At 73.0% G+C, this 17,932-nt stretch carries 17 protein-coding genes; 10 read left to right on the forward strand and 7 right to left on the reverse strand.

The genetic code is table 11. From position 1 onward, the window contains the following. Positions 1 to 61: 61 nt before the first annotated feature. Genes purN through QSK39_RS36750 form a run of 3 tightly spaced genes read left to right on the forward strand, consistent with a single transcriptional unit; the run spans position 62 to position 3,003 of the window. A complete protein-coding gene (gene purN, locus QSK39_RS36740; RefSeq protein WP_285482420.1) occupies positions 62 to 679 on the forward strand; it encodes a phosphoribosylglycinamide formyltransferase in 618 nt (205 codons plus the stop codon). Beyond that, a complete protein-coding gene (gene purH / locus QSK39_RS36745) occupies positions 669 to 2,228 on the forward strand; it encodes a bifunctional phosphoribosylaminoimidazolecarboxamide formyltransferase/IMP cyclohydrolase (RefSeq protein WP_285482421.1) in 1,560 nt (519 codons plus the stop codon). Before purN ends, purH begins: the two co-directional genes overlap by 11 nt. A 25-nt stretch (positions 2,229 to 2,253) precedes the next feature. After that, complete coding sequence (locus QSK39_RS36750; protein ID WP_285482422.1) at positions 2,254 to 3,003, forward strand: hypothetical protein; 750 nt, start codon at positions 2,254 to 2,256, stop codon at positions 3,001 to 3,003. Here the strand turns inward: QSK39_RS36750 and QSK39_RS36755 are convergent. From QSK39_RS36755 to QSK39_RS36765, 3 genes are all read right to left on the reverse strand, one after another. Further along, complete coding sequence (locus QSK39_RS36755; RefSeq protein WP_285482423.1) at positions 2,987 to 3,502, reverse strand: GNAT family N-acetyltransferase; 516 nt, start codon at positions 3,500 to 3,502, stop codon at positions 2,987 to 2,989. The two genes, QSK39_RS36750 and QSK39_RS36755, sit on opposite strands and share 17 nt — an antisense overlap. Then, positions 3,499 to 4,248, reverse strand: a complete 750-nt coding sequence (locus tag QSK39_RS36760) for a hypothetical protein (RefSeq protein ID WP_285482424.1) — start codon at positions 4,246 to 4,248, stop codon at positions 3,499 to 3,501. Before QSK39_RS36760 ends, QSK39_RS36755 begins: the two co-directional genes overlap by 4 nt. A 68-nt stretch (positions 4,249 to 4,316) precedes the next feature. Continuing rightward, complete coding sequence (locus QSK39_RS36765) at positions 4,317 to 4,784, reverse strand: GNAT family N-acetyltransferase (RefSeq protein ID WP_285482425.1); 468 nt, start codon at positions 4,782 to 4,784, stop codon at positions 4,317 to 4,319. Positions 4,785 to 4,839: 55 nt separating this feature from the next. Between QSK39_RS36765 and QSK39_RS36770 the strand changes: the two genes are divergently transcribed. The 5 genes from QSK39_RS36770 (at position 4,840) to QSK39_RS36790 (ending at position 11,955) form a co-directional block, all read left to right on the forward strand. Next, the gene (locus QSK39_RS36770; RefSeq protein WP_285482426.1) at positions 4,840 to 5,400 is read left to right on the forward strand and encodes an HD domain-containing protein; all 561 of its coding nucleotides are present in this window, start codon (positions 4,840 to 4,842) and stop codon (positions 5,398 to 5,400) included. A gap of 153 nt (positions 5,401 to 5,553) precedes the next feature. After that, the gene (gene imuA', locus QSK39_RS36775) at positions 5,554 to 6,279 is read left to right on the forward strand and encodes a DnaE2-dependent mutagenesis accessory factor ImuA' (RefSeq protein WP_285482427.1); all 726 of its coding nucleotides are present in this window, start codon (positions 5,554 to 5,556) and stop codon (positions 6,277 to 6,279) included. Between the two features lie 280 nt (positions 6,280 to 6,559). Beyond that, positions 6,560 to 8,122, forward strand: coding sequence for a DNA polymerase Y family protein (locus tag QSK39_RS36780; protein WP_285482852.1), 1,563 nt, complete (start codon positions 6,560 to 6,562; stop codon positions 8,120 to 8,122). A gap of 2 nt (positions 8,123 to 8,124) precedes the next feature. Then, a complete protein-coding gene (locus tag QSK39_RS36785) occupies positions 8,125 to 8,649 on the forward strand; it encodes a hypothetical protein (protein ID WP_285482428.1) in 525 nt (174 codons plus the stop codon). Beyond that, entirely contained in the window at positions 8,650 to 11,955 is a 3,306-nt protein-coding gene (locus tag QSK39_RS36790) for an error-prone DNA polymerase (protein ID WP_285482429.1), read from the forward strand. On the opposite strand, the gene QSK39_RS36795 is transcribed toward QSK39_RS36790, so the two are convergent. The 3 genes from QSK39_RS36795 to QSK39_RS36805 are packed head-to-tail and all read right to left on the reverse strand — an operon-like array spanning position 11,948 to position 13,915. Then, positions 11,948 to 12,676, reverse strand: a complete 729-nt coding sequence (locus QSK39_RS36795) for a class I SAM-dependent methyltransferase (protein ID WP_285482430.1) — start codon at positions 12,674 to 12,676, stop codon at positions 11,948 to 11,950. The genes QSK39_RS36790 and QSK39_RS36795 overlap by 8 nt on opposite strands. Positions 12,677 to 12,708: 32 nt before the next feature. Next, positions 12,709 to 13,137 (reverse strand): acyl-CoA thioesterase, encoded by a 429-nt coding sequence (locus QSK39_RS36800; protein WP_285482431.1) that lies wholly within the window; start codon positions 13,135 to 13,137, stop codon positions 12,709 to 12,711. Beyond that, entirely contained in the window at positions 13,106 to 13,915 is an 810-nt protein-coding gene (locus tag QSK39_RS36805; RefSeq protein WP_285482432.1) for a helix-turn-helix domain-containing protein, read from the reverse strand. Before QSK39_RS36805 ends, QSK39_RS36800 begins: the two co-directional genes overlap by 32 nt. A 75-nt stretch (positions 13,916 to 13,990) precedes the next feature. Here QSK39_RS36805 and QSK39_RS36810 point away from each other — a divergent pair, with 75 nt between their 5' ends. Together QSK39_RS36810 and QSK39_RS36815 are read left to right on the forward strand one after the other, a co-directional pair. Then, positions 13,991 to 14,449, forward strand: a complete 459-nt coding sequence (locus tag QSK39_RS36810) for a VOC family protein (RefSeq protein ID WP_285482433.1) — start codon at positions 13,991 to 13,993, stop codon at positions 14,447 to 14,449. 28 nt (positions 14,450 to 14,477) lie between these two features. Next, positions 14,478 to 15,065 (forward strand): pentapeptide repeat-containing protein, encoded by a 588-nt coding sequence (locus tag QSK39_RS36815; protein WP_285482434.1) that lies wholly within the window; start codon positions 14,478 to 14,480, stop codon positions 15,063 to 15,065. Between the two features lie 40 nt (positions 15,066 to 15,105). On the opposite strand, the gene QSK39_RS36820 is transcribed toward QSK39_RS36815, so the two are convergent. Then, positions 15,106 to 17,886 (reverse strand): glycohydrolase toxin TNT-related protein, encoded by a 2,781-nt coding sequence (locus tag QSK39_RS36820; protein ID WP_285482435.1) that lies wholly within the window; start codon positions 17,884 to 17,886, stop codon positions 15,106 to 15,108. Positions 17,887 to 17,932 lie beyond the last annotated feature (46 nt).

Consider the following 17,932-nt stretch of genomic DNA (forward strand, 5'->3'; position numbering starts at 1 on the left):
TGAAGCGCCGTGCGCCCGGCTGCGCACCGCCCGCGGCAAGGAGCCCGCTCTGTCTCAACGGTTGGACCTGCCCACTCCGGTGAAGCTCGTCGTGCTCGCGTCGGGCTCCGGCACCCTCCTGCAGGCGGTGCTGGACGCCACCGAGCGGTCCGGCTTCCCGGCGAAGGTCGTGGCCGTCGGCGCCGACCGCACCGGCATCGAGGCCCTCACCCGCGCCGAACGCGTGAGCATCCCGTCGTTCACGGTCCGCGTCGCCGACCACCCCGACCGCGCTGCCTGGGACAAGGCGCTCACCGAGGCCGTCGCGGCGTACGAGCCCGACCTCGTGGTCTCCGCCGGGTTCATGAAGATCCTCGGCGAGCAGTTCCTCGGCCGCTTCACGGTGGTCAACACGCACCCGGCGCTGCTCCCGTCGTTCCCCGGGATGCACGCGGTGCGCGACGCGCTCGAAGCCGGCGTCAAGGTCACCGGCTCGACCGTGCACTTCGCGGACGCGGGCGTCGACACCGGGCCGATCATCGCCCAGGAGGCGGTCGTCGTGGAAAGCGACGACGACGAGAACGTCCTGCACGAACGGATCAAGGCCGTCGAGCGCAGGCTGCTGGTGGAAACGATCGAGCGACTCGGCCGCGGTGGCTGCACCGTGGACGGACGAAAGGTGACATTTCGTGAGCACTGACCTGGGACGGCGCCCGGTCCGCCGGGCGCTGATCGGCGTCTCGGACAAGGCGGGCCTGCTGGACCTCGCGACCGGCCTGCACGCGGCCGGCGTCGAGATCGTCTCCACGGGCGGCACGGCGAAGGTCATCGCCGAGGCGGGTGTCCCGGTCACGCCGGTCGAAGACGTCACCGGCTTCCCCGAGTCGCTCGACGGCCGCGTCAAGACGCTGCACCCGCGCGTGCACGCCGGGCTGCTCGCCGACCAGGGCAACCCCGACCACGTCGAGCAGCTGCGCAAGCTGGACATCGCGGCGTTCGACCTGCTGGTCGTGAACCTGTACCCGTTCACGCAGACCGTCGCGTCCGGCGCGAGCCCCGAGGACTGCGTCGAGAACATCGACATCGGCGGCCCGGCCATGGTCCGCGGTGCGGCGAAGAACCACGGCAGCGTCGCGGTCGTCGTCGACCCGGCCCGCTACGGCTGGGTCCTGGAGCGCGTCGCCGACGGTGGCTTCGACCTGAACGACCGCAAGCGGCTCGCGGCCCAGGCGTACGCGCACACCGCGTCGTACGACATCGCCGTCGCGTCGTGGTTCTCCAACGTGTATGCGCCCGCGGACGACTCCGGCTTCCCCGAGTTCTCCGGCATCAGCTGGGAACGCGGCGAGGTGCTGCGCTACGGCGAGAACCCGCACCAGAAGGCCGCGCTGTACCAGGGACACCGGGCCGGCCTGGCGCACGCCGAGCAGCTGCACGGCAAGGCCATGTCCTACAACAACTACGTCGACACCGACGCCGCCCGCCGCGCCGCGTTCGACTTCGCCGAGCCCGCCGTCGCGATCATCAAGCACGCCAACCCGTGCGGCATCGCGGTCGGCACCGACATCGCCGAGGCGCACCGCAAGGCGCACGCGTGCGACCCGGTTTCGGCCTACGGCGGCGTCATCGCGACGAACCGCCCCGTCAGCCGCGAGGCGGCCGAGCAGATCGCCGAGGTCTTCACCGAGGTCGTGCTGGCGCCGGACTTCGACGCCGAGGCACTGGAGATCCTGCAGCGCAAGAAGAACATCCGGCTGCTGAAGCTCCCCGAGATCGCGCCGTCGCCGATCGAGTTCCGGCAGATCTCCGGCGGCGTCCTGGTGCAGACCGTCGACGCGATCGACGCCCCCGGCGACGACCCGGCGTCGTGGACGCTGGCCACCGGCACCGCGGCGGACGAGCAGACCCTGCGTGACCTCGAGTTCGCGTGGCGCTCGCTGCGCTCGGTGAAGTCGAACGCGATCCTGCTGGCCGCGGACGGCGCGACCGTCGGCGTCGGCATGGGCCAGGTCAACCGCGTCGACTCGTCGCGGCTCGCGGTGTCGCGAGCGGGCGACCGGGCCAAGGGTTCGGTGGGCGCGTCCGACGCGTTCTTCCCGTTCCCGGACGGCCTGGAAGTGCTGGTCGAGGCGGGTGTGCGGGCGGTCGTGCAGCCCGGCGGGTCGGTCCGTGACGCCGAGGTCATCGCGGCCGCGGAGAAGGCGGGCGTCACGATGTACCTGACGGGGACGCGCCACTTCGCGCACTGACCCGCGCTTCGAGAGGGAGGGCTCGATGCAGCAACCACCGCCGTACGGACCGGGTCAGCCGGGGCAGCCGGGCTATGGGCAGCAGGGGCCGTATCCCCAGCAGCAGCCCGGCTACCCGCCGCCCGGGTACCCGCAGCAGGGGTATCCCGGCTACGGCGGCCCGATGCCGCCGCCGAAGAAGAAGCGGACCGGGCTGATCCTCGGGATCGTCGGCGCGGTGGTGGTGCTGCTGGGCGCGGGCATCCCGCTCGGCATCTTCGCGAGCGACTACTTCGCGAGCACCGGCGCGGCACCGTCGTCGTCGCCGGTGCCCGCCGAGTGCCAGGTCCCGGCCCAGGCGCTGGAGAAGGCGGGTTTCCCGAGCTTCGCACTGGGCGGCCCGGGCACCGCGAACGTGCCCGGGCTCAAGCAGGTCAACTGCAGCTGGAAGCCCGGCCCCGACGAGAACGTCCGCGACGCCACCCTGAGCGTCCGGATCACCGGGTACTCCGGGGACAACGCGCGGGACTCGGCGAACCACCTGTACGAGCCGGTCGCCCCGGCGGTCCCGCCGACCGACGTGAAGGGCGTCGGCGACAAGGCGGTGCTGGTCCGGCTGGTCACGAAGAGCGCCTTCAGCGGTTCCGAACTGCACGTCATGAAGGGCACGACGGTCGTCATCGTCGAGGTGTCCGGCTGGGACAAGGGGTTCTTTTCGAACTCGCCGATGCCGCAGCAGGAGACCGACGACGCGGTGAAGGCGGTCGGCACCGAGATCGTCAAGAAGCTGCGTTAGGGCGGAACAGCGCGTAGATCACTTCGTCGCGCCAACCGCCGTCGCGCCACGTGACCTCGCGCATCACGCCTTCGCGGTGGAACCCGGCCCGTTCCAGCGTCTTCTGCTCGGCGACGTTGCCGCCGTCGGTGAACGCCTCGAGCCGATGGGCGCGGGTGACCGCGAAGAGGTGCGCGACGAGCAGCCGGTGCGCGGCCAGGCCGACGCCCTGGCCGCGGTGTTCCGGCAGCAGCGTCAGGCCGATCTCGAAGCAGCCACCCGCGGGTCCGCCGCGGTCGGCCGCTTCCCAGCTCGCCATGCCGGCGACCACGTCGTCCGCCGTCACGGCCAGCGCCGTGTCGTGCGGGCCGAGGTAGCCGTCCTCGGCCCAGCGGCGGCGGCGCACCCGCGGGTCCGTGAACCCGGTCCACTGGTGGGCGCCCAGGACCGCCGGGTCGGTCGCGAAGCGGTCCAGGACCGGCAGGTCCTCCTCGAGGAAGGGCCGCAGCGCGACGGTCACGCGGGCGCGGGCAGCGTCTTGCAGAGCGCGACGGGGAACTTCGGGTCGGCCGCCCGGATCTCCGGGCAGCCGGCCGACTTGACCTGCGCGAACGACGTCCAGCCCGCGTCGCTCCAGCGGAAGACCGCGCGGGCGGGCGGGTCGGTCTGGTGCACCAGCAGGTCGAGGACCAGCCAGGCCGGGTCGCAGACGCGGGTGGTGCCCGCGCTCTCGGCGCCCGTCGCGGACACCGCGGCCCCGATCCAGGCCGGATCGCAGTGGTCGGCGGGCGGGGCGCAGGTGCCCTGGGGCGCGCAGTGGCCCCAGCCGGCCCCGAGCTTGTGCCAGGCGTTGCCGTTGTCGCCGTTGAGGATCACGGTGCGGTCGGCGACCGGGGTGGCCGTGGCCAGCAGCAGCTCGGCGGGCACCTTGTCCTGGCAGCCGCCCGCCGCGGGCCGGGTCGAGTAGACGACGTCGGCGCGGACGTCGGTCTTGGTCTCCACGACCTGCTCGATGCGCGGCTCCCGGACACAGCCGGGGTCCTTGCCGGGCAGGGCGACCTGCACGAACAGGCTGGTTTCCTCCGGTCCAGGGCGGATCCCGGTGACGTCGGCGCGGAACGAGCGCCATTCCACGCCCATCGTCGTCGGCCCGGGGGCCGCGGCCTTGGCGCCCGGCACCCCGCCGCCCGCGGTGAGCACGACGGCCAGCACCGCACCCGCGGCCACCAGCGCCCCGGCGATCCACAGAACCGGCCGTTTGGTCATCGCCCACCCCCAGAAGTCCACCGGGGAATCTAGCCGACGCCGCAGCGTCAGGCGGGCGGACCGGGTTTTTAGCGCTGTGTGACGTTTTTCTCCAGGTACACGGCGCCGCTGATGTGCCCGCCGGCTTCGGGTGCGTCGGTGAGCCGGTAGCCGGCCCGCTGGTAGAGCGTGATGTTGCGGGTGCTGCGGGCCCCGGTGAAGAGGGCGAACCGGCGTGCCTCGGCGGGGACGTGCGCCTCGGCGTGCTCGAGCAGCCGGCGGCCGAGCCCGCGGCCGGCGAGGTCCGGCGCGACCATCAGCCGGCCGAGCTCCCAGCGGTCGCCCTCGAGCCGGGCGCGGACGGCGCCGACCAGCCGGTGGCCGTCCCGCAGGACCCACACCGACCAGGTCTTCGTCCAGTCGCGGACGTCTTCGAGGGTTTCGTGCAGCGCGGGGATGTCGAGGGTGTCGTTGAGGACGGCTTCCTGGACCCAGCAGCAGCGTTGCAGGACGAGCAGTTCCGGGCAGTCTTCGGGCCGGACTTCGGTGAGCTCCACGAACGTCTGTCTAGCGATCGGAGCTCGGCGCGGGCAACTTCATTACCTTGGCGGGGTGACCGACCTGCTCCGTGCCGCCCTGGACGCCCCCGGATACGCCCCGCTGCCTTCGCGGGCGCGAGAGCTGCTGGAGGCGCTGGGTGCGCCGCCGCGGCTGGGGGCGCACCTGCGGGTGGTGCACGACGTCGCGCTGTCCTTGACCGGCTGGGCGGCGGGGCGCGCTTCGTTCGATGCCGCCGCGGTGCTGTTCGGCGCGGCCACGCACGACATCGGGAAGGTCCGGCACCCGGCGGAGCTGTCCGGCCCGGGGTCGGCGCACGAACCCGCCGGGTACGCGCTGCTGGTGTCGTGCGGGGTCTCCGAGGATCTGGCGCGCTTCGCGCGGACGCACGGTTCTTGGTCCGCTCCGGACGTCACCGGCGAGGACCTGCTCGTCAGCCTGGCCGACAAGGTGTGGAAGGCGAAGCGGGTGCCGGAGCTGGAGGAGCGGGTCGTTTCCTGGCTCGGCGGCCCGGCGTGGGAGACGTTCATGGCCCTGGACGACGAGCTCTCGCGGATCGCTTCGGAGGCCGATTCGCGGCTCGCGTTCCAGGGTTCGTACCCCACTGACGGGTGACTTGACACCTCGGGGGGTTCGCGGTTTTATGGAGTACGTCGAACAGGTGTTCGACATGGAACCGCCGCCTTCCCCGCGGCGAACCAGTGCCGTCGGTCGTGTTTTGGGAGAGGCCCGACCGCCGGCCTAGTCCGTGGTGGGGAGGTGCGTGCGGTGACCGCTGTGGTGGAGCCGCCGGTGGCCCGGCTGGCGGCCCTGCCCGGGGTCAGCACGGCGAGCCGGGTCGCGGCCCAGGCCGAGCGTGCGCGGGCGGCGGGGAAGGTGCTCCCGGTCGTCCCGGCGCTCGCCGGGCTGCTGCCCGCCGCCGGGCTCCGGCGCGGGAGCACGGTGGCGGTCCACGGGGGGACGTCGCTGCTGTTCGCGCTGCTCGCCGAGGCCACGGCCGCGGGGTCGTGGGCGGCTGTGGTCGGCATGCCGTCGCTGGGGCTGGCGGCGGCGGCCGAGTACGGCGTCGACCTCAGCCGGGTGGCGCTGGTCCGGCATCCGGGCGTGGAGCTCCCGGCGGTGGTCGCGGCGCTGCTCGACGGCGTGGACCTGGTGGTGGTCAACGCGGAGAAGGTGCAGGCAGCCGTGGCGCGGCGGCTGTCGGCCCGGGCCCGCCACCGAGGGGCGGTCCTGCTGGCGTCCGGCGCGTGGCCGGCAGCGGACGTCGAGCTGTCGTGCCGGTTTTCGGCGTGGTCCGGCCTCGCGGACGGTTACGGCCACCTGCGTGAGCGCCAGGTGGAGGTACGGGTCCACGGCCGCGGCGCGGCGGCCCGCCCAACCTCAGCTTCGCTGTCCCTCCCCGCCCCGCCCAGCTCCGCCGGCTCCGCCGGCTCCGCGCGCTCCGCGGGCTCCGCCGAACACGGCCAGGCTCTCCGGGCGGAGGCCACGGCATGACCCTCCGTCCAAAGTGGACCCCGGCCGCTCTTGATTCCCGTCCACCGACGGCCCACCCACCCAAGTCGACGTGTCGTCCACCCAGGTCCGCGTGTCGTCCATCCGGATCCGCGTGTCGTCCGCGCAATCACGCGAGTCGACCCTCCAATCACGCGTGTCGACCCTTCGATCACGCGTGTCGACCGCTCCGTCACACCCGCCCCGCCGACGTTCGCTGCCCGAGCGGGGAGACGGCATGACCGTCCCCGCGCCGCGGCGTTCCTCCGATCTCCCCACCCGGATGCTCGTCCTCTGGTGCCCGGACTGGCCCGTAGTCGCCGCCGCGGCCGTCGGGGGTGTTGCCGTTACCTCGCCCGCCGCCGTTTTCAGCGCTAATCGCGTTGTCGCCAGCAATGCCGTTGCCCGGCGGAACGGTGTCCGGCGCGGCATGCGGCGGCGGGAAGCTCAGTCGAACTGCCCGGACCTGGCCGTCTTCGCCGCCGATGACGGCCGGGACGCGCGGCTCTTCGAGGCCGTCGCGAGGGCTGTCGAGGCGCTCGTTGTCGGGGTCGAGGTCGTGCGGCCGGGGCTCGTCGCCGTTCCCGTCGCCGGTGCCGCCGGGTACTTCGGCGGGGAACACGCCCTCGTCGAGCGGCTCGTCGACGAAGTGTCCGCCGCGGCCGGCGTGGAGTGCCAGGTCGGCGTCGCCGAAGGACTCTTCGCCGCGACGCTCGCCGCGCGGTGCGGGGAGTTCGTCGAACCCGGGCGCGTCGCCGAGTTCCTCGCCCCGCTGCCCGTCACCGAGCTCGACCAGCCCGGCGCCGAGCGCGCGGAGCTCGTCGACCTGTTGCGGCGGCTCGGCTTGCGGACGCTCGGCGCCTTCGCGGACCTCCCGGAGCGCGACGTCGTCAACCGCTTCGGCGCCACCGGCGTCCTCGCCCACCGGCTGGCGCGGGGCCGCTCCGAACGTCCGCCGCTGCGGCGCCGCCCGCCGCCCGCGCTGACGCTCACCGAGGAGTTCGACCCGGTCGTCGAGCGGGTCGACGTCGCCGCGTTCCTCGCCAAGGGCCTCGCGACGCGGTTCTGCGCCGGCCTGGCCGGGCACGGCCTGGCCTGCACCCGGCTCGGCATCTACGCGGTCACCGAAGAGGGCGAACACCTCGGCCGCGCGTGGCGGTGCGCGGAACCGCTGACGCCCGCCGGGGTCGCCGACCGCGTGCGCTGGCAGTTCGAAGGCTGGCTGCGCGCGGCGCCGGGCCGGCGTCCGACGTCGGGTGTGGTCCGGCTGCGGCTGGAGCCGGAAGAGACGGTCGAAGGCCGGTCGCTGCAGCTCGACCTGTGGCAGAACGGCCGTTCCGACGAGGACGACGAACGTGCGGCGCGTGCGTTCGTCCGGGTCCAGGGGCTGCTCGGGCCGGAGGGCGTAGTGACGCCGTTGCTCGACGGTGGCCGTGACCCGGCGGGCCGCGTCCGGCTGGTGCCCTGGGGCGACCCGCGCGAGCAGGCGACGCCGCCGGACGCGACGTGGCCGGGGCGGCTGCCGGCACCGTCCCCGGCGACGGTTCTCGACCGCCCGGTGCCGGCCCGGGTCTTCGACGCCGAGGGCCGCCCGGTGGGCATCACGGCGCGCGAGCAGCTCACGGCGGTCCCGCGCGGGCTGAGCATCACCGGCGGCGCGCCCCGGGAGGTCGTGGGGTGGGCGGGGCCGTGGCCCCTGGCGGGCGACCGCCGAAGACCGGGCCCGCGGCGGGCGCGGCTGCAACTGCTGGTCGCGGGCGAGCCGGACGACCCGCCGGATGCGGTGCTGGTGCACTGCGCGGGCACGGAAAATCCACTGTGGACGGTCGAGGGAGTGTACGACTGAGCATGGACGAGGACTACGCACGCAAGCTCCGAGCCTGGCTGCGCGCCGAACCGGGAGCAACGCCTGAGGAAGAGCGCGAGTGGCTGCGCGAAGTACCGGCCCCGGCGGCTGAGGGGGGATGGGTGGCCGCCGATCGGGCTCCGGCGGCCGACGAGGGCTCCGTGGTCGGCGAGCAGCTCCCGGCGCCCCAGCCCGACTCGGGCGAGAGGTGGACGGTTCGCGGGAAGCTGCCCGCCGCCGAACCCGAACTCGAGGAGGAGTGGGTCTGCCCGGTGATCACGCTGCCGGTTCCGCGCACCTCGAAGGAGAACGGCTGCCGCATCAGCGGGGCCGAGGCCCGGAGCCGCCGGGATCACCCGTCGGGGCGGCTGCGGGAGGCAGCCGCCGAGCCCGACACCCGGAGCCGCCGGCCGGAGGAAGCCGCGGAAACCCGGCCTCTGACCGAAGCCGAGGCCCGGAGCCGCTGGAACCACCCCAGCAGCTGGCACCGTCGCCGCCGGCAGCAGGATGAGTCCGGGGGTTGCTAGATGGGCTGGAACAACCCACCCGTCCGCTGGAAGGACCTCGCCCGCACCCTCGCCGGCGGGGTGCCGGCCGGTGACCACGGTGACAGCCCCGCCTGGGGCCGGCGCCGCGAGGCCTACCAGCGGCCCGGTGATCTCCCCACCCGGCGCAACGACGATGGCGGCGAGACCGTCCGCGTTCCCTACGCCGAGCTGCACTGCCACTCCAACTTCAGCTTCCTCGACGGCGCCAGCCACCCCGAAGAGCTCGTCGAAGAAGCCGCTCGCCTCCAGCTCGATGCCATCGCCCTCACTGACCACGACGGCATGTACGGCGTCGTCCGCTTCGCCGAGGCCGCGCGGGAACTCGGCGTCAACACCGTCTTCGGCACCGAGCTCAGCTTCGGCCTCCGGAACCCGCAGAACGGCGTCGCCGACCCCGAAGGCGAACACCTCCTGCTGCTCGCCCGCGGTGACCAGGGCTACCGGGCCCTCTGCCGCGCCATCACCGCCGCCCAGATCCACGAAGACGCCGAGAAGGGCAAGCCGATCTACGACCTCGGTGCCGTCGCCGAGGAAGTCGCCGGGCAGTGTGTCGTCCTCACCGGCTGCCGCAAAGGCGCGGTGCGCTCCGCCCTCGTCACGCACGGCCCGGCGGCCGCCGCGGAGAAACTGAAAGAACTGACAGACCGCTTCGGCCAGGACAACGTCTACGTCGAGCTCACCGACCACCGCCAGCCGCTCGACAGTACCCACAACGACGTCCTGACGAAGCTCGCCGAGGAACTGCACCTCCCGACCGTGGCCACCACCGCCGCGCACTACGCCCGGCCGGAACGCGCCCCGCTCGCCGACGCCCTCGCCGCCATCCGCGCCCGCCGCGGCATCGACGAGCTCGAAGGCTGGCTGCCCGCGGCCGGGACCGCGTTCCTCCGCAGCGGTGCCGAAATGGACGTCCTGTTCCGGCGCTACCCCGGCGCCGTCCGCCGCTCCGCGCTCCTGGGCATGGAATGCGCGTTCCCGCTCAAGCTCATCGCGCCCAAGCTGCCGCCCTTCGACGTCCCCGAAGGCCACACCGAGACGACCTACCTGCGCGAACTCACCCGAAAAGGCGCAGAGGAGCGCTTCGGCGGCAAAGAACACGAAGAGCAGGCGAACGACCAGATCGAGCACGAACTCGAGATCATCGAAGACCTCGGCTTCCCGGGGTACTTCCTGATCGTCTGGGACATCGTCCGCTTCTGCAACGACAACAAAATCCTTTGCCAGGGCAGGGGTTCGGCCGCGAACTCGGCCGTCTGCTACGCGCTCGGCATCACGAAGGTCGACTCGGTGGCCAACAAGTTGCTCTTCGAACGCTTCCTCGCCCCGGACCGCGACGGCTACCCCGACATCGACCTCGACATCGAGTCCGACCGCCGCGAGGAGGCCATCCAGTACGTCTTCGAGAAGCACGGCCGCCTGAGAACCGCCCAGGTCGCGAACGTCATCACCTACCGCGCCCGGTCCGCCGTCCGCGACGCCGCGAGAGCGTTGGGCTACTCGCCGGGCCAGCAGGACGCCTGGAGCAAGCAGATCGACCGCTGGGGTTCCTTGCGCAGCACCGAAAAGGACCACGACCACGACATCCCGGACGACGTCGTGCAGCTCGCCTTCGCGCTCGAGGACTTCCCGCGTCACCTGGGCATCCACTCCGGCGGGATGGTCATGTGCCACGAGCCGGTGAGCCAGGTCGTGCCGGTCGAGTGGGCGCGGATGGCCGATCGCAGCGTCATCCAGTGGGAGAAGGAGGACTGCGCGGCCGCCGGGCTCGTCAAGTTCGACCTGCTCGGTCTCGGCATGCTCTCGGCGCTGCACTACATGCTCGACCTCGTCGAGGAGTACAAGGGCGAGAAGATCGACCTCGCCGAGCTGGACCTCACCGACCAGAACATCTACGGCATGCTCCGCCGCGCCGACGCCATCGGCGTGTTCCAGGTCGAGAGCCGCGCGCAGCTGGCCACGCTGCCGCGGCTGCGGCCCACCGAGTTCTACGACCTCGCGGTCGAGGTGGCGCTGATCCGGCCCGGCCCGATCCAGGGCGGTTCGGTGCACCCCTACATCCGCCGCAAGCAAGGCATCGAGGAGTGGGAGTACGACCACCCACTGCTGGAAAACGCGCTGCACAAAACCAAAGGCGTGCCGCTGTTCCAGGAGCAGATGATGCAGATCGCGCTCGACGTCGCGAACTTCACCGCGGCGGAGGCCGACCAGCTGCGGCACGCGATGGGGTCGAAGCGCTCGGACCGGAAGATGGACCGGCTGCGGCAGCGGTTCCTCGAAGGCGCCGCCGCGAACGGGGTCGAAGACGAGCTGGCGCAGAAGATCTTCCTGAAGCTCAAGGCCTTCGCCAACTTCGGCTTCCCGGAAAGCCACGCGCTGAGCTTCGCGCACCTCGTGTTTTCCAGCGCCTACTTCAAGTATTACCACCCGGACGCGTTCCTGGCGGGCCTGCTGCGTGCGCAGCCGATGGGCTTCTACTCACCGCAGTCACTGGTCGCCGACGCGCGGCGCCACGGCGTCACCGTGCACGGCCCGGACATCAACCGCAGCCTCCCGCACGCGACGCTGGAACCGTTGCCGGACAACGGACACGCTGTGCGCACCGGGCTGAGCACCGTCCGGATGATCGGCGAGGACGTCGCGAAGGGGATCGTGGCCGAAAGACAAGCGAACGGCGACTTCACCGACATGGCCGACGTCGCCCGCCGCGTGCGGCTGAAGACCCCGCAGATCGAGGCGCTGGCCACGGCGGGCGCGTTCGCCGGGTTCGGCGGCGACCGCCGGCAGGCGCTGTGGACCGCGGGCGCCGTCGCCGGGGAACGCCCGGAGAAGCTGCCGGGCCTGGTCGGCGGGACGGCCCCGGTGCTGCCCGGGATGGACGGCCTCGACCTCGCGGCGGCCGACGTCTGGGCGACCGGGGTCTCGCCGGACAGCTACCCGACCGAGTTCATCCGCGACCGCCTCGACGCGCTCGGCGTCGTCCCGGCGAACGGCCTGGCCGACCTCGAAGACGGCGCGCGCGTGCTGATCGGCGGCGCCGTCACGCACCGGCAGCGCCCGGCGACCGCGGGCGGGGTCACCTTCCTCAACATCGAGGACGAGACGGGGATGGTCAACGTGATCTGCACGCTCGGCCTGTGGCAGCGCTACCACCGTGTCGCGCGGGCCAGCCCGGCGCTGCTGATCCGCGGGGTGGTGGAGAAGGCCGACGGCGTCGTGAGCGTCCTCGCCGACCGCGTCGAGGCGCTGCCGATGCGGATCAAGGCGAAGTCGCGGGACTTCAGGTGAGGGGACGCCGCACGATCGTGACGATCTCGGGGCTGTCCTCGGTCACCGGGGTGCGATCCCAGTAGCCGTACTGCTCGTCGACGATCAAGCCGGCCTCCGCGACGAACTCGCCCAGGGAAGGAACGTCCAGGAACCGCAAGGTGCTCTTGCTGTACTGCGGCGCGTCCCATGCCGGACTCTCGTACGTCGTCTTGAAGCTGACGTACCCGTTCTCGAACGGCCCGGCGTCGTTCCACGACCGCACTTCGCCGGCTTCCCAGACGTTCGACGGCGTCCAGCGCTCCCAGGCGCGGGCCGCCGGGTTGCGGGTGTCGAAGCCGAACCGGCCGCCGGGGCGCAATGCCCGCCGGATCGCCGAGAACGCCGTGCGCAGTTCGTCGTCGGTGAGCAGCACCTGGAACGCGTGCCCGGTCATCACGGCGAAGTCGAACTCGCTGTCCCAAGCCACGGTCGACAAATCGCCGTGCACCCACTCGATGTCGTCCCGGCGGCGGGCCTGGATGAGCATGCCTTCGGCGGGATCGAGGCCGACGAGCCGTCCTTCGTGGCCGGACTCGCGCGCCCAATGCAGCAGGGAACCGGTACCGCAGCCGACGTCGAGCACCGACTCCGCCGCCATGATCATCGGCAGGTAGAACGCGAAGTCGCCGCTGCTCTCGCGCGGGTTCATGGCGTCGTAGAGCGAGGCGAGGTAAGGATCGACATAGTCGTGGTCGGGCACGGTCGTCACCGTAGTGAGCCGCCCGGGAAAGCTCACGCGGTTTTCGGGGCCAGGCCGAGCAGTTCGGGGTGCTTCGCGAGTGAGCGCCAGTGCGAGCCGGGGTCGGGGAGCAGCCGCCGCCGGTCGAGGTCCAGCAGACCCGAGACCGAAGACACCGAAGCGACGAGCGTGCCGTCCGGGGCGTGGAACTCCTGCACCACGCGGGAAGTCTTGCCCTCGCCCCACTGGAACGCGCAGCTGACCGAGACCTCGCTGCCCGGGACGAGCTCGCGGTGGAACCGCACGGTCGTCTCCAGGTTGACCGGGCCGATCCGGCGCGCGGTCAGCTCGGCCGGGTCGATGCCCGCCGCCCGCACGCACACCCAGCGCGCGTGGTCGGCGTAGGCGAGGTAGGCCGGGCCGCGGACGTGGCCGTTGACGTCGAGGTCGTCAGCGCGCACCGCGATGGTGACTCGGAACATGGGGACGATCGTGGCGCGCGGGCCGGGGCGGCGTCTGGAACTTTTCGGCCACGCGCACGAGCGCCGCGGGGGAGGAGCCGGACAGGCGACGGCATTCGCGGCCGAGGTGCGACTGGTCGGCGTACCCGAGCCCGGCGGCGACACCGGCCAGCGACGCCCGGCCGGCCGCAAGCGACTCCAAGGAGCGCAGGAACCGCTGGAACCGCCGGACGCGGTGCAGCTGCTTCGGCCCGGCACCGACGGCGTGGACGAAGTGCCGCCGCAACGTGCGTTCGCTGATCCCCACGGCGACGTCGGACGTCCGCGCGGTCGCGCCGAGGGCTCGCACGGCTGCCAGCACCCGCCGGTCCGGCGTCGCACTCCGGCGGGCGACGAGCGTCTCGAGGATTCCACGCTGGGCAACGGGATCGGAGGACGCGAGCTGGTCCTCGGCGCGCCGGGCGTCCGCGCCCCAGAGGTCGCTCAGCCGCGTCACGGCCGGCAGTTCCGGCATCGACGTGCCGAGCACGGCGGCCGCGGCCCCGCACCGCAGCCGCACGCCGACGCGGGACGCTGCCTCCGGCACCCACAGCCGCAGGGGAGCGCCGACGGTGACGACCACGGTGAGCGCGTCGCCGTCCCAGACGAGGTCCGCGCAGCCGTCGGGGAGCACGCGCAGCGGCCGCGCCCAGCCGGTGCGCCCGTGCCAGCCGCAGGCCAGGACCCCGGCGAGCGCGGCGGGCGGCGCGACTTCGCGGTAGACCGACCGCGCCGCGAGCGGCCGCAGCGGAACTCCCATGGGCCCAGTATGCAGCGGTCAGGAACTGTCCTATTTCGATCGTACGGTCGGGGCCACCCCGACTGAGGAGGAAACATGGTTCCCGACGGCTACACGACGGTCACCCCGTGGATCATCGGCCACGACACCGCCGGACTGCTCGACTTCCTGAAGCGCGCGTTCGGCGCCGAAGAGCTCGGCCGCGTCGTGGGCGAAGACGGCAAGATCGGCCACGCGGAGGCCCGCATCGGCGACGCGGTCGTGATGGCGTTCGACTCGCCGGACGGTTGGGCCGCGACCCCGGCGTTCCTCCGGCTTTACGTGCCGGACAGCGAAGAAACGCAGCGACGAGCGATCGAAGCGGGGGCGATCGAGGTGACCCGCCAGACCGTTTTGTTCTTCGGTGACCGGGTCGGGCGCGTGCGCGATCCCTTCGGCAACCTGTGGTGGATCCAGACCCGCCTGGAGAACCTGGACGAAGCCGAAATGGCGCGGCGCGCGCAGCTGCCCGAGTACGTCGAGGCGATGAACTACGTCCAGGGTGCGCAGCTCTAGCCGCCGGCGTGTGTGGCACCCTGGGGCCGTGCTGGAGACCGGGGAGGACTACCGCGAAGCGGTGTTGTCCGGGCAGTGGTGGGAAAAGCGCCGGTTCACCGGGTGCGACTTCACCGGCGCGGACCTGAGCGGGCTGCGCACGCGCGGCTGCACCTTCGACGACTGCGATTTCGGCCGGGCCGATCTGTCGCGCTCGCGGCACGACGCGTCCGCGTTCCGCTCGTGCACCTTCGACCGCTCGGTGCTCGTCGAAAGCCGGTGGACGTCGTGCTCGCTGCTCGGCTCGTCGTTCGCCGAGTGCGGGTTCGCCGGCATCGCCCTCACCGAGTGCGACCTCTCGCTGGCGTCGCTCGCGAAAGCGCGGCTGCGCAAGCTGGGCCTCTCCGGGCTGCGGCTGCGCGAAGCCAACCTGACCGAGGCCGACCTCGCCGGCGCCGACCTGCGCGGCAGCGACCTGACCGGCGCCCGGCTCCAGGCCGCGAAGCTCGACGGCGCGGACCTGCGCGGTGCGCGTCTCGACGCGAACGCCTTGGTCCAGGCCGATCTGCGCGGTGCCGAGGTCGACGTCGAGACGGCCATCGCCTTCGCCGCCGCCCACGGGCTCGTCGTCCGCTGAAACGCGAAGGCCCCGGCAGCGCCGGGGCCTTCGCGGGAGATCAGTCGATCGGGGGTTCGCCCGGGTCGAGCTCGATCAGGTCGCCCTCGGCGACGAGCTCTTCGATCGACGCCGGCAGCAGGTACGCCGACCCGCCACCCGGCTGGTTGAACCACGGGATCGCGACGCCGGCCAGCGCCTCGAGCGGCCGCTGCACGCGGTAGACGTGGTACGGCCGGTTCACCCACTCGGGCACCAGGGACCGCTCGGCGAACGGCGTCCCCGCCGCGTACGTCAGGTTGCCGTTCGGGCCGCCGAAGCGGTCCAGCTCGCTGCCCGCGGGCAGCTCGCGCAGCTCCTTGCCGCGGAAGAGCGTCAGCGGCGGCTCGCCGGACATCGGGCCGATCGGCCACTGCTGCTGGCCACCGCCACCACCGCCGTTGACGGCCGGGCGGGCCGGCTCCTCACGGCGCGGCGGTGCGGGCGGTGCCGGTGGCACCGGCGGTGCGGCCGGAACGCCCATCGGCGGGGCACCCGGCGACACCGGGGCCGCCAGGACGGTCGGCGCCGACGGCGGCTCACGCCGGGGCGGCGCGGGCGGCGGACCGGCCTGCTGCTGGGCCACGGGCGGTGGCCCGGCCGGGACCGGCGCGGGCTGGCGCGGCGGGGCCGGCGGCTCGTCGTCCTCGAGGTCGCCGAACAGCTCCTCGGCGCTCGTGAACGCCGTCTGCTCCTGGGCGGGCACCGGCTCCGGCTTGCGGACCGGGTACGAGCCGGTCGCGACCTCCGGCGACAGCGTCGCGACGACCCGCTGCGGCACCGGTTCCGGCTCGGGTTCGGGCTCCGGTTCCGGCTCGGGAGCGGGCGGCTCCTCGGGCACGTGGCCCTCCGGGTTGAGCAGCAGCTTGCCGAGCATGAACGCGGCCGCGTCCTCGGCGTCGCCGAACACCGCGGGGTTGCTGAGCTTGCCGTCGTACCAGCCGACGCGCCAGCCGTCGTCGACCTGCTCGACGCTCCACCCGTGCTCGGCGGGCTCACCCAGCTTGTAGCCGCTTTCGGGCACCTCGAGCTCGTCCAGCTTGGTCTGCAGGCCGGCGAGCACGGGGTGGTCCGGGGTCTCGCGGCGCAGCGCACGGCGGCCCGAGCGGGGGGCCGGCTCGGGTTCGGGTGCCGGCGGCTCCGGCACCGGCAGCACGCCGGGCACCTCGGTCTGGGTGATCATGGTCGGCGGGCCGGGGTCGAAATCGGGACGCTCCGGCGGCTGGAACCCGCCGCGCGGCGCCTCGTCCGGCCGGGACCGGCCCGGCGTGAACGCCGGCTCGTCCTGGGCGGGCGCGAAGGCCGCGTGCGCCGGCTCGTCCTGATCCGGCTGGAACGCCGCGTGGGCGGGCTCGTCGGCCTGCTCCTGATCGGGCTGGAACGCCGCGTGCGCCGGCTCGTCGTCCCGGTGGGGACCGGGGTCGAACGCGGGGTGCGCGTCGTCCTCGCGGTGGGAGGTGGGCTCCGCCGCCTGCTCGTCGTCGAACCGGCCCTCGTCCTCGTGCGGCTCGTCCTCGCTCCCGATCGGCTGGTCGGGGACGTACTCCGCGGTCTCCTCGAGGTCGGGCACCCGGCCCGGCTCCGGCGAAGTGCCGTTGGAGCCGGCGGCGTGCTCGGGGTGTTCGTACTCCTCCTCGCCGTAGGAGTCCTCCTCGGCGAAGCGGTCGTCGAACTCCTGGTCGTCGTAGCCCTCTTCGGCGAACGCGGTCTCTTCGGCGTAGGCGTGCTCCTCGGCCGGGGCTTCCGGCTCGGGGGCGTGGGCCGCCGGTTCCACCGGCGCGGGCGGCTCCTGGTGCTGCTGGGGCGGCGCGACCGGCACCGCCGGCGCGACCAGGGTCGGCGGCGGGCCCGCGGGCGCCTGCTGCTGGGGCGGCGGGCCCTGCGGCGGCGGTCCCTGGGGCGGCGGCCCGGCCGGGCGCTGCTGCTGCGGGGGCGGCTGGTTGCCGCGGGTCAGGTACGCGCCGGCGGCCTGCAGCGTCGGCTCGTCGACCAGCGGCAGCTTGAAGCCGACCGTGCGGACGTGCTCGACCAGGTCCGACTCGGGCGAAACGCCGTACTTGCGCAGGTAGAAGTTGACGGCGGCGGGCCAGATCCACTGGCCGTCGCTGTGGAAGGCGACCGGCACGGTGGCCTCGGGCGCCGCGGCCAGCCGGTCGATGTCGTAGCCGCGCTCGGTGACGACGAGCGGGGCGTGGTCGAGGTACTCCAGCAGCCGGTCCTGCTCCTCGACCTCGAGGTCGGGGCGGTTGATCACCGGACGGCCGGCGGGGCCGATCGTGTCGAAGATCCGGGCGATCCGGAAGTGCGGCCCCGGCTGCTCCGGGCCGAGCCCGGACATCCGCCGGATCAGCCACTCGGGCACGTTGTCCTCGGTGCGCGGGAACATCCGCAGCTCGTCCGAGTAGGCCTGCGGCGGCGGCACGAGGTTCCACACCGGCTCGTCGCGGTTGTACTCGAGGTTGTAGCTGGACGGGTGGTCGAGCTGGTAGCGCGCGTTGAACCACGTCCCGCGGCCGTCGCGGTACATGCCCCCGCGCAGCCTGCCGAAGAGGGTCGCGATGTCGTGGGTGGCGAGCCACTCGTGCACCGTGCCGTCCTCGGTGACGATCTGGCCGGCGAGCTCGTGGTACCTCCCGACGGCTCGGTACTCCGCGGTGACCTTGCGCCAGTCGCGCGGGGCGGCACGGAGCAGGGCAAGTCCGATCTGCTTGACCAGGGTGTCCTGCTCGGTCGCGTTCAGCTGCGTCGTCGGTTGTGCCACGGGGACATTTTGACTGTTCGCGCGCGCGAGTGCACCCCGCATGTGGGTTTTGCCGCTCGGCTACCCGGCGGCACCCGGCCTGACCTCG

Origin of the sequence: Amycolatopsis sp. NBRC 101858 (genome assembly GCF_030269325.1) — a bacterium.
GTDB lineage: Bacteria > Actinomycetota > Actinomycetes > Mycobacteriales > Pseudonocardiaceae > Amycolatopsis > Amycolatopsis ponsaeliensis.

What these genes read in the sequence shown, in the direction of transcription:
- QSK39_RS36750 (WP_285482422.1), top strand. Translation starts at nt 2,254, where the DNA reads ATGCAGCAACCACCGCCGTACGGACCGGGTCAGCCGGGGCAGCCGGGC.
- QSK39_RS36760 (WP_285482424.1), bottom strand. Translation starts at nt 4,248, where the DNA reads ATGACCAAACGGCCGGTTCTGTGGATCGCCGGGGCGCTGGTGGCCGCG.
- QSK39_RS36780 (WP_285482852.1), top strand. Translation starts at nt 6,560, where the DNA reads ATGCTCGTCCTCTGGTGCCCGGACTGGCCCGTAGTCGCCGCCGCGGCC.
- QSK39_RS36785 (WP_285482428.1), top strand. Translation starts at nt 8,125, where the DNA reads ATGGACGAGGACTACGCACGCAAGCTCCGAGCCTGGCTGCGCGCCGAA.
- QSK39_RS36790 (WP_285482429.1), top strand. Translation starts at nt 8,650, where the DNA reads ATGGGCTGGAACAACCCACCCGTCCGCTGGAAGGACCTCGCCCGCACC.
- QSK39_RS36800 (WP_285482431.1), bottom strand. Translation starts at nt 13,137, where the DNA reads ATGTTCCGAGTCACCATCGCGGTGCGCGCTGACGACCTCGACGTCAAC.
- QSK39_RS36805 (WP_285482432.1), bottom strand. Translation starts at nt 13,915, where the DNA reads ATGGGAGTTCCGCTGCGGCCGCTCGCGGCGCGGTCGGTCTACCGCGAA.
- QSK39_RS36810 (WP_285482433.1), top strand. Translation starts at nt 13,991, where the DNA reads ATGGTTCCCGACGGCTACACGACGGTCACCCCGTGGATCATCGGCCAC.
- QSK39_RS36820 (WP_285482435.1), bottom strand. Translation starts at nt 17,886, where the DNA reads ATGCGGGGTGCACTCGCGCGCGCGAACAGTCAAAATGTCCCCGTGGCA.